12 protein-coding genes are annotated in these 13833 nt (G+C 59.6%); 2 read left to right on the top strand and 10 right to left on the bottom strand.

Annotated elements, in window-relative coordinates:
- Positions 1 to 53 precede the first annotated feature (53 nt).
- The 3 genes from DXX3274_RS01125 to ibpA all read right to left on the bottom strand — a co-directional run bounded on the left by DXX3274_RS01125 (position 54) and on the right by ibpA (position 3153).
- The gene (locus tag DXX3274_RS01125; protein ID WP_042858137.1) at positions 54 to 1466 is read right to left on the bottom strand and encodes an anion permease; all 1413 of its coding nucleotides are present in this window, start codon (positions 1464 to 1466) and stop codon (positions 54 to 56) included.
- Between the two features lie 673 nt (positions 1467 to 2139).
- Positions 2140 to 2589, bottom strand: coding sequence for a small heat shock chaperone IbpB (gene ibpB / locus DXX3274_RS01120; protein WP_042858136.1), 450 nt, complete (start codon positions 2587 to 2589; stop codon positions 2140 to 2142).
- 150 nt (positions 2590 to 2739) lie between these two features.
- On the bottom strand, positions 2740 to 3153 hold the full coding sequence (gene ibpA / locus DXX3274_RS01115) for a small heat shock chaperone IbpA (RefSeq protein WP_013315795.1): 414 nt from the start codon (positions 3151 to 3153) through the stop codon (positions 2740 to 2742).
- 299 nt (positions 3154 to 3452) lie between these two features.
- On the opposite strand from ibpA, the gene DXX3274_RS01110 reads away from it, so the two are divergent.
- A complete protein-coding gene (locus tag DXX3274_RS01110; RefSeq protein WP_050569779.1) occupies positions 3453 to 3824 on the top strand; it encodes a YceK/YidQ family lipoprotein in 372 nt (123 codons plus the stop codon).
- On the opposite strand, the gene DXX3274_RS01105 is transcribed toward DXX3274_RS01110, so the two are convergent.
- From DXX3274_RS01105 to DXX3274_RS01075, 7 genes are all read right to left on the bottom strand, one after another.
- A complete protein-coding gene (locus tag DXX3274_RS01105) occupies positions 3818 to 4822 on the bottom strand; it encodes a LacI family DNA-binding transcriptional regulator (RefSeq protein WP_042858133.1) in 1005 nt (334 codons plus the stop codon). The two genes, DXX3274_RS01110 and DXX3274_RS01105, sit on opposite strands and share 7 nt — an antisense overlap.
- 99 nt (positions 4823 to 4921) lie before the next feature.
- Positions 4922 to 6271, bottom strand: a complete 1350-nt coding sequence (locus DXX3274_RS01100; protein ID WP_042858132.1) for an MFS transporter — start codon at positions 6269 to 6271, stop codon at positions 4922 to 4924.
- Positions 6272 to 6384: 113 nt separating this feature from the next.
- Positions 6385 to 7473: an exo-alpha-sialidase gene (locus DXX3274_RS01095; RefSeq protein WP_042858131.1), complete on the bottom strand. Its 1089-nt coding sequence runs from the start codon at positions 7471 to 7473 to the stop codon at positions 6385 to 6387.
- Positions 7474 to 7489: 16 nt separating this feature from the next.
- Positions 7490 to 8449, bottom strand: a complete 960-nt coding sequence (locus DXX3274_RS01090) for a dihydrodipicolinate synthase family protein (protein WP_042858130.1) — start codon at positions 8447 to 8449, stop codon at positions 7490 to 7492.
- A gap of 3 nt (positions 8450 to 8452) precedes the next feature.
- On the bottom strand, positions 8453 to 10105 hold the full coding sequence (locus DXX3274_RS01085) for a signal transduction protein (RefSeq protein WP_042858128.1): 1653 nt from the start codon (positions 10103 to 10105) through the stop codon (positions 8453 to 8455).
- Positions 10106 to 10154: 49 nt separating this feature from the next.
- Complete coding sequence (locus tag DXX3274_RS01080; RefSeq protein ID WP_042858126.1) at positions 10155 to 11741, bottom strand: FGGY-family carbohydrate kinase; 1587 nt, start codon at positions 11739 to 11741, stop codon at positions 10155 to 10157.
- A gap of 241 nt (positions 11742 to 11982) precedes the next feature.
- Entirely contained in the window at positions 11983 to 13269 is a 1287-nt protein-coding gene (locus tag DXX3274_RS01075) for a DUF3748 domain-containing protein (protein WP_042858124.1), read from the bottom strand.
- Between the two features lie 236 nt (positions 13270 to 13505).
- Here DXX3274_RS01075 and DXX3274_RS01070 point away from each other — a divergent pair, with 236 nt between their 5' ends.
- On the top strand, positions 13506 to 13763 hold the full coding sequence (locus DXX3274_RS01070) for a YdgH/BhsA/McbA-like domain containing protein (protein ID WP_042858122.1): 258 nt from the start codon (positions 13506 to 13508) through the stop codon (positions 13761 to 13763).
- The last annotated feature ends 70 nt before the right edge of the window (positions 13764 to 13833 follow it).

The following is a 13833-nucleotide window of genomic DNA, read 5'->3' as shown; positions in this document are numbered from 1 at the left end:
GGCGGCGAATCAAACAGATAGGCAAAAAACGATCACCACATCCCCAGCACTTATTACCACATCCCCAAAACCTTCCACCACAGGCTACCGATGCCCAGCCAGATGGGAATGACCACCAACCCAGTCAGGAAGCCGATCTTCCACCAGGTTCCCAGCGACAGGTAGCCGCAGCCGAACATGATCGGCGCCGGGCCGCCGGAGTAGTGCGTGGTCGCCATAAACAGGTTGCTGAAAGCGGCAAACGCCAGCACCGTCAGTACCGGCGGCGCGCCCGCCGCAATGGCGATCGACACGAAAATAGCGTACATGGCGCTGATGTGCGCCACCGCGCTGGCCATGAAATAGTGGCTGTAGTAGTACACCAGCAGCAACAGTCCTATCATCGGCAACCAGTGCATCCCGGCGACGGCGTGGCCGGCGATGCCGCCCAGCCAGGCGATCAGCCCCATCTTGTTCAGTTGGGTCGCCAGCATCATCAGCACCGCGAACCACACCACGGTGTGCCAGGCCTCTTTCTCGCCGGTTACGTCTTCCCAGCTCAACGCGCGGGTCAACAGTAACACGCTCAGGCCGCCCAGCGCGGTCAGGGTAGCGTCGATATTCAGCGTCGACCCCAACACCCAGAACACTACCAGCCCCAGGAACACGCACAGCACAATCCATTCATTGCGGCTCATCGGTCCCATTTCGTGCAGGCGAGCCTTGGCCAGCTCGCGCATTTCCGGGGTTTTCTTCAGCTCCGGCGGGTAGAAACGGTAGAGCACCAGCGGGATCACGATCAGCGACAGCAGCCCCGGCACCAGCGTCGCCGCCGCCCATTCGGTCCAGGTCAGGTGAACGCCGAACTGGGTCGCCAGCTTGCTGATCAGTGGGTTACCGGCCATCGACGTCATGAACATCGCCGAGGTGATGGCGTTACACTGGAAAATGGTCTGTACCAGAAACGAGCCGATACGCCGCTGGGTGCCCTGCTCCGGCGTCGAACCGTAAGCTTCGGCGATAGAGCGGAACAGCGGGGTGATAATGCCGCCGCAGCGTGCGGAGGTTGACGGCATCGCCGGGGAAAACAGCAGGTCGGTAAACACCAGGCCATACGCCAGCCCCAGGCTGCTGTTGCCGAGCTTGCTGATGAACAGAAACCCGATGCGGCGGCCGAAACCGGTTTTGATAAAGCTGCGCGAAATGAAAAAGGCGCAGGCAATCATCCAGATGGTGGGGTCGCCAAACCCGACCAGCACATCCTTGACCGACAGCAAGCCGAGCGCCGAGACGGCGGTGATACTAAAAATGGCAATGGCGCCAAGGGGGTAAGGGGAGAGAATCAGACCGATGACCGTAGCAATAAATATTGCCAGCAGGTGCCATGCGGTAGGATTAACGCCGTCAGGAACGGGAACAAACCAAAATATAACGGCTATGCCGAGGATAATAAGAAGCTTAACTAACCTGCTGTTATTTGCAGACATACCAACACCACTCAAGATTAAAACGAAATCAGCCGCTTTTACCGGAAGTCCCGTGTTACGAGTGGAGGAGTTGTTTTATTTCTTCATCACCCTTAATTCCGCCGTCCGACTATGCGGATAGCGAGTTTTCCGGCGCGTCATCGCCATCTTTCATGGCGGGATACAGCCTGACAAACACAACGGGTACAGCATCAGCAAAAAAAAGACGAGAAAACGAAAAGAACAGGGTGCTTTTCTCGTCCCATCAAAATCAAGTGAAGTGATCAACGGGAAAAATAGTATTATAAAAGTGGAATCCACTACTGTTATTTTAATTACTAAATAGGTTTAATAATTTACTTTTGAAAATAAAAACGCCATTTCAAAAATAAATAAAACCCAAAAGCTCGTCACAATATAACAATATTGGAACATGAAATTAACGATGATGTTAATAATAATCTATTAGTGAATACAGCTTTCACCACCGTTATTTATTGGTTTATTTCATTCTATTCAGGCAAGAAATAAAATAATTCTGAAGTATTTTCCGATATTTTCCCTTTAAATGCGGAAAATAGCCATTAAGAACTAATGTAAACCATCGCCGGCGCCAGATGACCAGCAGGGAAAAGCGGGAATAAATGTTAAAAAAATGCCCGCGAGTACCTCGCGGGCGGTCGATTATGGCCGGTTAAGCCTGTTCATCCGGCGCCTTCTCGTGAAGCGCGGGCGCACGGCGGCCGATGGCGATACGCTGCGGTTGCAGCGCCTGCGGCACGTCACGAATCAGGTCAATGTGCAACAGCCCGTGCTGGAACTGCGCGTCGGACACATGCAGGTGATCGGCCAGCGTGAAACTCAGCGAGAACGGCTTGAACACCAGCCCCTGATGCAGGTACTGCGCCTTTTTCTCCGGCAGCGTCGGCGCGCCCTTCACGGTCAAACGCTGCCCTTCCACTTCAATATCCAGCTCCGACTGACGAAATCCAGCCAGCGCCAGCGTAATACGGTAATGGTTGTCATCGACTTTTTCGATGTTGTACGGCGGGAATTCCACCGCTTCCTGATTGCCCATGGTGCTGGCGAGTTTGTCAAAGCCAATCCACTGACGCAGCAGGGGGGATAAATCGTAGTTGCGCATACTCATAACTCCTTCTGTGAAGCGAGATAACGGTTTCCGGCGGCAGCCGGGTCGTCCCCATTCGGCGGACGAAGAGATGCCATCACCCAGAGAGATCTCTGAGATCGGTTCACTTATCGCCGCGGCGTCGCGCGCCGACGGCCATCACGATTATTTGATTTCGATACGCCGCGGTTTCAGCGTTTCCGGGATCACCCGTTGCAGGTCGATGAACAGCAAACCGTTTTCCAGGTTGGCGCCGTTAATCTGAATGTGTTCCGCCAGCTGGAATTTGCGTTCAAAATTGCGCTCGGCAATACCCTGATAAAGGTAGTTGCGCGGGGTGGCGTCGCCGCTGTGCGATCCTTTGACAATCAGCATGTTATCGTGCGCGGTGATCTCCAGCTCGCTTTCAGCGAAACCGGCCACGGCAATCGCAATGCGGTACTGGTTTTCGTCAACCAGCTCAACGTTATACGGGGGATATCCGCCATTGCCCTGGCTCTGGCCGGCTTCAAGCAGATTAAACAGACGATCAAAACCAATAGCGGAGCGATACAGCGGAGAAAAATCGGGGTTACGCATAAACTGCCTCCTAGCATGCAGCGAGGTCAAAAGATAACCGCCTTCCATTCGGACAGGCGTCTGGTACGGGGAAATACCCTGTCGGCGTATTTCCGTCTTGCCTGATATCAATATGGTGACCCACCTCCGCTTTTCAACACCGCGAAGGAAAATTCTCTTATTCTTTCCCCGGTTCAGGTGTAATCACATACACTGGACAGCAAGCACATTTTGCTAAAACATGTGAAGGCCGTAACCCATATGCAGGGCGATGCACGCGCAGTCAACCACGTAACCGGGAAAACTCTCCTCAGGGTAGCATGATGACCATACTGAAAAATGCCTCATTGTCGTTCGTACTGTCAGGCGGGATACTGGCGACATGCGGCGGCTGCTCCAGCGTAATGACTCACTCTGGCGGCGAGCAGGGGTACTATTCCGGCACCAAATCCAGCATGACTACCCTGAAAGACGAGGACACCAGTTGGGCGATGATGCCGATGGTGGCGCTGGACGTTCCCTTCTCCGCCATGTTGGATACGCTGCTGTTGCCCTATGACTATTACCGCGTCCACAGCGACCACCACAACACCTCGGCCCGCGACCGGCTGGAAGAATACGAACGCCGCAAACAGGCAGACGATCCGCCGCCGATGATGATACCGGTCTCGGCAAATAACGCCGGTCAGTGACTTTCCGCCTGGCGGCGGTGGATCAGGGTCATGGGGATCACCGCTTTATGCGGCTGCGCATCGCCGTTCAGCGCCTGCTGCATCGCCGCAAACGCCTGTTCAGTCCAGGCATCTTCGTTCTGACGCATCGACCAGAGCGTATTCGGTAAAAATCCCAGCATGGCGTGTTCATCGAAGGTGCCGATATTAATGTGCGCCGGAATATAGCCATAGCGCTCGCGCACCACGCTCAACATCCCTTCCAGCACCGGCAACGACGACGCGATGAACGCCGGCGGCGGCGCGTCGTGCTGGCGCAAGAACTGTTCCATCATCAGCATACCGTCTTCACGGCGGTTATGGCTGGCTTCCAGCACCGCCGGGGTCAGCCCGGCCTGCTGCACCGACTGGCGATACCCGCGCAGACGGTCGCGAATCGCCGGCTGCTGCACGTCGCCGGCCATGAAAAACAGCGGCGCGGCAGGTTGGGCGGCCAGCATCGCTTCGGTCAGCGCCGCTCCGCCCTGCAGGTTGTCACTCATCACCAGCGGCAGCTGATCGATGCCGAAATCGCGGTCCAGCAGCACCAGCGGCTTTTTTACTACCTTAGCGTGGTGCTGAGCCGACTGTAGCGACGACGGCACCACAAATAGCCCGTCGACATTGCGTTGCAACAGCGCCTCCACCAGCCGGTTTTCATACTGCGGGTCGCTGTAAGAACAGCTGATCATCAGTTGATAACCCACCTCGCGGCAGCGGGTTTCAAGCTTTTCAGCCAGCGTTGAGAAAAACAGGTTGGATAATCGGGGCACGATCAGCCCCAGCGTTTCGGTTTTGTTCAGCTTCAGGCTGCGGGCGACGTGATTGACGGTATAACCGTACTCGGTCACGTACTGGTGGATGCGTTGCTGGGTTTTGGCGCTGATCCGATACTGTTCCGCTTTTCCATTCAGCACCAGACGCACCGTGGTCACGGACAACTTCAAGGCACTGGCAATCTGTTCAACTGTTTTCGCCATGAAACAGAATATCCCTGTGAGAACTGAAAGAGGCCAGTGTAACGGAATAACTAACTCGACGCAGCTAAAGCGCGGCCGACCCTGGCCGCGATCAATAAATCACACCTCTTTGGTCATATCCCGACGCGACGTTTCCGGCGCTTTCCAGGCTGCGAACGCCGCCACCAGCGCCGCTACCGTGACGTAGGTCGCCACCAGCGTCCAGGACTCGTTATCCAGCGAGGTCAGCCCCTTGGCGATAAACGGGGTGAAACCGCCTGCGACAATCGCCCCCAGCTGTGCGCCGATGGACGCGCCGCTGTAACGCACTTTCGGGCCGAACAGTTCGGTAAAGAACGCCGGTTGCACCGAGTTGATGGAGTTATGGGCGATGTTGATCAGCAGGATGTATCCCAGCACCATCAAGCCAAAGGAGCCGCTTTCCAGCAGATAGAAGAACGGAAACGCCATCGCCGCGGCGCACAGCGCGCCGAAGATATAGATCGGACGGCGGCCCACCCGGTCGGACAGCGCGCCGAACAGCGCATGCATCGGAAACGCCAGCACGCAGGTCGCCATGATCACGTTGAGCATGGTCTGTTTGGGCACGCCCAGCTGTACGGTGGCGTAGGACACGGCGAACACGGTCGCCAGGAAGAACGGCACGCTTTCCGCGAAACGCAGCACCATAATCAGGCAGACGCTACGCCACTGTTTACGCAGCACTTCCACCACCGGGCTTTGACGACGCGCCGGCTCGCTCTCACGCGCCTGCTGTTGCTGCTGTTGCTGGACCTGCTGGAACACCGGCGTTTCATCCACCTTGCGGCGCATATACAGCCCCACCAGCACCAGCGCCACGCTCAGCATGAACGGTACGCGCCAGCCCCACGACATCAATTGGTCTTCCGGCAGCGTCGACACCATAGCGAATATCGCCGTCGCCAGCAGTTGTCCGGAAAAACCGCCGGTCTGAGGAATGGAACCGAGCAGGCCGCGACGGTTGGCGGGCGCGGTTTCCACCACCATCAGCATCGCGCCGCCCCACTCGCCGCCCACCAAAAAACCCTGCACGAAACGCAGCACCACCAGCAGCACCGGCGCCCAGACGCCGATCTGGTGATAAGTAGGCAGGCAGCCGATCAGAAAGGTCGCCATCCCCATGCCGCCGAGGGTAATCAACAGCGTCAGCTTACGCCCCAGAGTGTCGCCCATGTGGCCGAAGAAGATGCCGCCCAGCGGGCGGGCAATGAACCCCACGCCGAAGGTAGCGAATGACGCCAGCATCGCCGTGACCGGGCTGACGTTGGGAAAGAACAGTTTGCCAAACACCAGCGCGCTCGCCAGTCCGTAGAGCAGGAAATCGTAAAACTCGATGGTGTTGCCAATCCAACTGGAGATCACCACGCGGCGGATATTGGATTTATTGTGCATCGCCTGGTGTTGGGATAATTCCACGGAAATCGACATGATGTTCCTCGCTTTATGATTTTATCGCCCTTCAGGCAAAGCCATCCGGACGCCGCCGTACCCGGAGGTCGGCGGGGGGTGTAGGGTACAGTTTTTTTTGAGTGCTACAACGACTACCCGCTGAATATCAGCGCGCAGTAAACGATATTTTTTCGATTCCAGGTGTAGGTCACATGCAACGTGGTGCCACCGGCATGAGATGTGGTGCCACCGGCATTAACCGTGTCGCCATCGGCAATAATGGCGGGATAAGAAAACTCGCCGGGCTCCTGCTCAAGGTCGATACGGTTTTCCCAGTGTTCGCCGTTATCGACGGAGCAGGCTACCGTCAGCGGATAGCGATGGCGCCAGTTGCCGGTCACCGGGTTGTAGACCAGCACCAGACGGCCCGCCCCCAGATGCGCCAGATCGACGCCGCTGTTGTTGTTCGGCAGGTCGATGGCATAAGCCTCGCGCCAGCGGCGACCGTAGTCGTCCGAATCGCTGCGGTACAGCGCGCCGCGCGTGCTGCGCATCAGTACGTGCACCCGCCCCGGCGCCGACTCCCATGCCGATGGCTGAATAACGCCGTCCCACTGGAACACCCGCGTCAGGTCGTTTTCCCACAGCGCCGCCTGCTCCAGCCCCGGCCATAACGCCCCATCGCCGTCGTCGTCGGGCGCCCGATGGGTTAGAGGGATGGGCACGGCCTGCCAGCTCCGGCCCTGATCGCCGCTGAGATCCACGAAGGCATCCCAATGGCGGTCGTCCTCGACGGACGCAGGCGCCAGCCACTCGCCGTTGGACATCACCAGCAGCTTGTTCTTCACCGGCCCGCGCGGCGCGCTGTCGCCGGGCACCAGCGGACGCGGCGCGGACCAGCTCGCGCCGTCATCCGTCGATACCATCACCCGGGTCTGCCAGTGGTGTACATCCGCGCCCACTTTATAGAACAGCCACAGCTTGCCCGCCTGCCGGTGCAGCACCGGATTCCAGTGCGCCAGCCCGTCTTCCCACGCTATCCGCACCGGCGGCAACCAGCGCCCCTGCTCAGCGCAGGCCAGCCAGATTGCGGTATCGCCGCTGCCTTCCTTTTCGCCGGCAAACCAGGCCACCCGCAGCCGCCCGCCCGACAATGCCGCCACGGTCGAGGCGTGGCAGTTGCCGAAGTAGTCATGCCCTTCGGGCAGGATGAATTGCTGTGTTGTCATTGTCAGCTTCATCAGGGTGTCCTTCAGGTTACCGCAGCGGTGCCGGGAGCTGCGTCGCCAGCGTCTGGCCCAGCCGGAGCATGCTCTCAATCGCCTGTGGGAAAAAGCTCTCGCCGTAGGCGGCGCTGTTGCGCACCCGGCAAACGTGGGTCGAGAAATTACCACATTGCTGCTGATAGAATTTGGCGCAGGCCGGATAATCAAGAAACTCCGCCAGCGCCGCCGTACCGAGATAATCCGCCAGCTGCTGCGCCGCCTGCGGGTGCTCGCGCCAGTGCTCGAACAGCCACACGTACAGCTGCGGGTGGAAGTTGGCCATCACGCCGCTGTAGGCCTGACAGCCGGCCTGCAACGACGCCAGCAACGTCTGGCTGTTGGCGTTGGCCAGATGCAGACGCGTGCCCTGCGCCAGTTGCAGACGACGGCGAATGGTCGGCAGATCGCAGCAGGTGTCTTTGATGAAGGTGTAGCGCCCGCTGCGCGCACACCAGGCGACCGTCTCGTCAGACAGCAGCCGCTTGTAGGGATAAGGGCACTCATAGATCCCCAAATCCACCTGTGCGGGCAGTTGCGCCGTCAATGCCTGCAACCGAGCCAGCGCCTGTCCGTCCGGCTCGCCCGCCAGCGCCAATCGGTTACTGATCAGGATCACGCCGTCCACGCCGGTTTCCGCCACGCCGTTTAGCTGATCCACCTGCTGGCTGAACGCGCTGGCGGTGTGGCCCGAGGCCACCACCGGCACCCGGCCATCCACCTGCGCCACGATAAAGCGCACCAGTTCGCGGGTTTCCGCATCGCTTAAGAAAAACATCTCGCTGGACTGGCAGGCGGCGAACAGCCCGTGCACCCCGGCATCCAGATACCACTCCACCAGCCGCGCCAGCGAGGCGTAGTCGATTTCGCCGCGCGCATCGAACGGGGTGAGCATCACCGGCCAGATGCCGGTGTATTTGTTTTCATCGCTGAAGGATGAGTTGTCGTAAGTCATGATTTACTCCGCCAGCAACCGGTGAGCATCGCCCGCCGTCCATACCTGGATATGCTGCGTCAGCGCCTGAGCGACAAAGGCTTTCAGCACCTCGGCCAGCTTATCCTCGTCCACATACGCCACCGTCAGGTGGTTGCTCTGGTGGCCCGCCATCAGGTCGTCGCGGGTGACGCCGTCCAGCACCGCGTTGAGCAGCGGCCACTCGTAGTTGGTGGCGCGGCGGCGGCGTTCAAACTCATCAGTTGGCAATTCTACCGCCGTGCCGGTGCCGATATGCATGATCACCTGCGTGCCTTCGTAATGCGCCCGCGCCCAGACAAAACGCCCCGCCTTGCCCTGCCCGGCGATGGTGGAACCGCCGTACGGGAAGAACATCGGCGGCTGACGATAGCCGGTGGCGCCGGCGATACCGCCTTTGAGGTGAGCAAACGGCACCGCGCCGGAAATTTCCAAATCCCAGTAGAAGACGCCCTGATACTCGCTGCCCCAGCGAATATCGTGCAGCGTGGTTTCCGCCGGTAACCCCAGCCCGTGCAGCAGATGCCACAACATCACCTGCGGAATGGCGCTGCCCATGTCCACTTCATTGATGCAGGGGATAGCGACATCGGGGCGAATCGGCTCGCCCTGCTCATCCGGCAGCGGAAAGCGCTCTGCGTTGCCGATCGCCCCTTCGGCAAAATCGGACGCGGCGCAGCTGTCTTTCAGCCCCTGCTGGTACTGCACCCCGACCGCCGTCAGCCCGAAACGCTGCACGACGCGCGCCATCGCAATCATCATCGCGCACTGCTCCAGCACCTGATCCCGCGTCAGCTGGCGGCTGCCGTCGTCGCCAAACTCAAACTGCATACCACGCTGCTCATACCACGCCAGACAGTTTTCCCGCAGGGCGTGCGGCACCTTCGCCATCTCCACCAGCAACGCCGACTGGGACAACGACTCGATCGGCATACCAATATTCACCATCGCCTGCTGCGGGAACACGCCGTTGATCATCCCCATGCAGAAGGTGTCGAACAGCCCGATAATCGCTTTATGCCGCAGAATGTATTCCCCCACCTGACGGCCAATCTGACCGGCAGGCGCCGCCAGCACCGGGTGAGACGCCGCCACCGGGCGCAGGTAGCCGGTCTTGTGGCTGACCGCGCCGTCGCGCAGCCAGGTCGCCAGCCCCTGACGAAACGCGTCGTCCTCAAAGGTTTCCGACCACAGCCGGGAATACGTGCGCCCCAGACTGGTCAGGCAGCCCGCCATGCACAACATGCCCACCAGCCCCGGCCAGGTGCCGTCGAAATTGGCCAGCAGCAATACCGGGCCGCGGTGGTGCACCAGCGACGGCGCGACATGGTGAGAATATTGCCAGGCGGTCAGCAGCACGATCACCGGCGCGTCGGGGTCGAGCGCGGCGAACACATCGCTGCCTTCCCGCTGGCTGCTGATGAAACCGTGCCCGCGGGCGCTGTCCACCGCATGAGCGCGCGTCATGCGGTATCCCAGTTGCTCCAGCGCGCTCTGTAGACGGCTTTCAAACTGCTGCTGGGTCGGCCAGCAGGTCAGGTTGGCGGATTCCCGCAGATCCGCGTTGGTAACCAGCAAAACCTCACGTTCGCCGACAGAAAGCCGGCGGGGTGAAACGGGAAGATTCAGTGTCAACATAGGTACTCCTGGTGTCCGTTCCGGACTATGCCGGAAGAAAATTCGGCTATCAGTGACGGCTCATCTGTTGCTGGGCGGCCTGCTGGTAGTCATACATCTGTAAATAAATCTGGTATTTGGCGTCGTGAAACGCCTGATTGCACCGGTCGGCGCGAATAAGCGGACCGGGCTGCACCAGCGCCTGCGCCGCTTGCGGCAGCGAGGGATACGCGCCGCAGGCCACCGCCCCCAGCAACGCCGCGCCGAGCGTCACTGCGTCTTCTTCGCTCGCCAGTTGAATATCGCAGCCGGTGATGGCGGCGTATTCCCGCAGCCACAGCGGATTTTTGGTGGCGCCGCCGCACATCGTCAGCCGGGTAATATGATGACCGGCCTGATTCAATGCCTCGATAATGTGGCGGGTGCCATAAGCAATCGCCTGTAGCGTCGCCAGATACAGCCGCGCCAGCGCGTCCGGCCCTTGTTCCAGCGTCAGCCCCATCACCATGCCGCGCGCATTCGGATTGGCGCGCGGCGAGCGGTTGCCGTGGTGATCCGCCAGCACATGCAGATGACGGGTCGGCAGCGGTTCGCGCTGCTCCAGCGACGCCACCCACTCGTTCAGCAGCGCATACGGGCTACAGCGTTGCCGCTCCGCCTGCGCCGTCAACGCCGGCCACTGCGCATGCTGGCGCAATGTCCACTCCACCAGCGCGCCCGCCGCGCTCTGCCCGCCTTCGTTGAGCCACCACTGCGGCAGCATTGCGCCCCAGTACGGCCCCCACACGCCGGGCACCTCGACCGGCTGACGACTGACCAGCATATGGCAGTTAGACGTACCGCTAATGACGGCGAGGCTGCCCTGTGGTTCGCCGCCCACCAGCGCCAGCCCACCGGCGTGCGCGTCGATGATGCCGCCGGCCACCACCACGTTTTCCGGCAACCCCCAGTCGCGCGCCACGTCGGCGGCCAGCGTCCCAGCGGCGTCGCCCAGTTGCAGGATGCGCGGCGGGATTTTCTGCGGCAAATCAGCCAGCCCAACCGCCTGCAACAGGCTGTCGCTAAAGCGGTTTTCATGCGCCAGATAGTTCCACTTGCAGGTCAGCGTGCAAACGCTGGCGGCGTCCGTACCGGTGGCGCGCCACACCAGATAGTCCGCCAGATCGAAAAAGCGCCATACCTGCTGATAACGTGCCGGGAAATGGCGTTTTAACCACAGGATCTTGGGCAGTTCCATCTCGATGCTGACCTCGCCGCCTACATAGCGCAGCACGTCGTCGCCGGTGGCGTTGATGTCGGCGGTTTCGGCGGCGGCGCGGTGATCCATCCACATGATGATGTCCCGCTGCGGGTCGTTCTGCTCAGCTACCGATACCGGCTGACCCTGCGGCCCGACCGCCACCAGCGAGCAGGTGGCGTCAAAGCCGATGGCGCGTACCTGCGAAGGCGCTATCGCCGCCATGCCCAGCGCTTCACGTACGCAAGCGCCGACCGACTGCCAGATATCCGTCGACGATTGCTCTACCACGTGCGTGCGAGGATGAAACTGTTCGATGGGCCGCACCGCAAACGCCAGACGCTGGCCATTGCCGTCAAACACCCCGGCCCTGACGCTGGCCGACCCGACATCCACACCGATGAAGCAACCGTTTTTCATGCTGAAATCTCTTTGCTAAGTCGAGTTAGCAATGTATTGGAAGCACGGAGCCGGTGACAATGTTTTTTGCTGCGAACTGTGAGGCGGATCGGTGAATAAAAAGTAATCGTTTGAAAGGAAACAGTTTTATTGGGTAATCAAAACAGCGGATCGATGGAAACCACCAGAGCACGGCGGAAGAGAGGTAAACAACAGGCGGCGGCCAGTCTGGGCGCGCCGCCCGTCAGGAAAAACGCCGGCGTTAACGCATCACCGTCACTACAAAAATCTGGTTATAGCCATCAATATCCCGCAAATAGGCGATGCGATCGCCAGTCGGCGAAAACACCACCGCATCCCCCACCGGCGGCGTTTCGCTGCGCACGGTCTGGCGAATCAACCGACCGGTCGCTACCTCGCACAGCATCACGCTGTTATCGCCAATGAACGCCAGGTATTTGCCGTCCGGGTGCCAGCTGAACGCCGACTGTACCGGCCAGTCGCCCTGCGTCACCTGACGGGGTTCGCCGCCGTTCGGCGATACCGTCCACAACTGCACCACGCCGCGGTCGTCTTTCATCAGAAACGCGATTTGGCTGCCGTCCGGCGAACTGCGCAGCCAGTGACGCGGTTGATTGACTACGCCGGGATGTAGCCTGTCGGCGGTAAAGGTGAGACGCCGCTGGCGCACGCCGGCAGGCGGAGCAGGCAAACGATCGTCGGTGCCGCCCAACGGCCGCTCGCCGGGGCGGGCGTAATCGTTAAGTTGCTGCGGTAAATCGACGATAAACACTTCCGGCACCTTCTCGCCGCCAGCGGACAGCGTATCGCCGATAAACGCCAGCGCCCAACGCTGACGGCATCCATCCGGACGCAGATAGCCTTCCGTCCCTATCCAGCCTTCTTCGTAAGCGCGGTTGATGTCATCGCTGCCGGGGCGCGGCTGCGGCGTGGTGTCGCTCACCAGCACGCAGAAATGGCTGCCGTCATGCTCGCGCGGATGACGGCGCGACGCGGCCACCGGATGCAGCGGTACCGCCACTGCGACATTGCGCAGATCCAGCGCCGGGTCGCGCTCGTGCAGCACATGATCGTTGTAGGTGAAACTCAGTCGGCTGCCGTCCGGGCTGAACACATGCACATGGGAACCGCCGCGCAGCGCGCCGGCCAGATACGGCGCCGTCAACACGCAGGCATCCAGCGTCGTGGCCTGCTGGCGGTCATCATCCGATATCACCACGCCGCGGCGGTGATGAAAATCGTACTGCCAGCGCTCATCGGGGTGTTCCGGGCCGTGGATAAACACATAACGTTGCGGCGCCACCGGGCTACCGGTCGCTACGCCGACATGCGCGCCCTGCCCGGCGCGGTAAATTACCTCGCGCTGACGGGTTTCCACGTTGACGCGTTCGATGGTCAATCCCGTGAATGAAGATCCGTGCGGCCGAACGTCATAAATCAACCAGTTGCCATCGCATGACCAGATATTTATATTGGTCAACTGATGTGAAAAAGCATTAAGTGTTATCTGACTGTCTTCATTCTTCACAGATTCTTCGCCTTCTTGACGTAACTTGGCATATCCTAAAAAATCGCTCAAAAAATAACAAAGACAATAAAAATCATTGAGTTGTTTTCTATTCCTGACTGTATTTCCCATCAAAAAAATAGAAAGATATCTTCAACAACCTCCGTTTTCCACGAAGGCCAACAGGGCGTAACCTTTCCGTTATCGAAAGGACATACCCCTTTCAACCCAGTTACCAAAATAGAAGGAAAGAGATCATGAAAAACATCAAAACCATCGCTATCGCCGCTGCCCTTGCCACCGTATCTTTTGGTTCTTTCGCCGCCCAGAGCGTCAACTATGAGCAGGCCCAGCAACTGGAAAAAATCGGCTCCGTTTCCGCTACCGCCAACGATCTGAGCTCGCTGCAGGCCAAACTGGCCCATCAGGCTGAGGCCGCCGGCGCTTCCGCTTACACCATCACCTATGCTGGCGGCGACAACACCCTGCGCGGCAACGCGGTGATCTACAAATAATCGCCCGCGCTCATCATTACCCTCGACCCCGGTGCCTGTGTCCCCCCGGGGTTTTTTCATTTCTGGCGGG

It is taken from the genome of Dickeya sp. NCPPB 3274 (assembly GCF_000406205.1).
GTDB lineage: Bacteria > Pseudomonadota > Gammaproteobacteria > Enterobacterales > Enterobacteriaceae > Dickeya > Dickeya fangzhongdai.
This window is presented reverse-complemented; position numbering and strand designations above follow the sequence as displayed.

Bases quoted from the DNA above. Each gene is read 5' to 3' on its own strand.
- DXX3274_RS01125 (WP_042858137.1), bottom strand. From the start codon at position 1,466: ATGTCTGCAAATAACAGCAGGTTAGTTAAGCTTCTTATTATCCTCGGC.
- ibpB (WP_042858136.1), bottom strand. From the start codon at position 2,589: ATGCGCAACTACGATTTATCCCCCCTGCTGCGTCAGTGGATTGGCTTT.
- ibpA (WP_013315795.1), bottom strand. From the start codon at position 3,153: ATGCGTAACCCCGATTTTTCTCCGCTGTATCGCTCCGCTATTGGTTTT.
- DXX3274_RS01110 (WP_050569779.1), top strand. From the start codon at position 3,453: ATGATGACCATACTGAAAAATGCCTCATTGTCGTTCGTACTGTCAGGC.
- DXX3274_RS01105 (WP_042858133.1), bottom strand. From the start codon at position 4,822: ATGGCGAAAACAGTTGAACAGATTGCCAGTGCCTTGAAGTTGTCCGTG.
- DXX3274_RS01100 (WP_042858132.1), bottom strand. From the start codon at position 6,271: ATGTCGATTTCCGTGGAATTATCCCAACACCAGGCGATGCACAATAAA.
- DXX3274_RS01095 (WP_042858131.1), bottom strand. From the start codon at position 7,473: ATGAAGCTGACAATGACAACACAGCAATTCATCCTGCCCGAAGGGCAT.
- DXX3274_RS01090 (WP_042858130.1), bottom strand. From the start codon at position 8,449: ATGACTTACGACAACTCATCCTTCAGCGATGAAAACAAATACACCGGC.
- DXX3274_RS01085 (WP_042858128.1), bottom strand. From the start codon at position 10,105: ATGTTGACACTGAATCTTCCCGTTTCACCCCGCCGGCTTTCTGTCGGC.
- DXX3274_RS01080 (WP_042858126.1), bottom strand. From the start codon at position 11,741: ATGAAAAACGGTTGCTTCATCGGTGTGGATGTCGGGTCGGCCAGCGTC.
- DXX3274_RS01070 (WP_042858122.1), top strand. From the start codon at position 13,506: ATGAAAAACATCAAAACCATCGCTATCGCCGCTGCCCTTGCCACCGTA.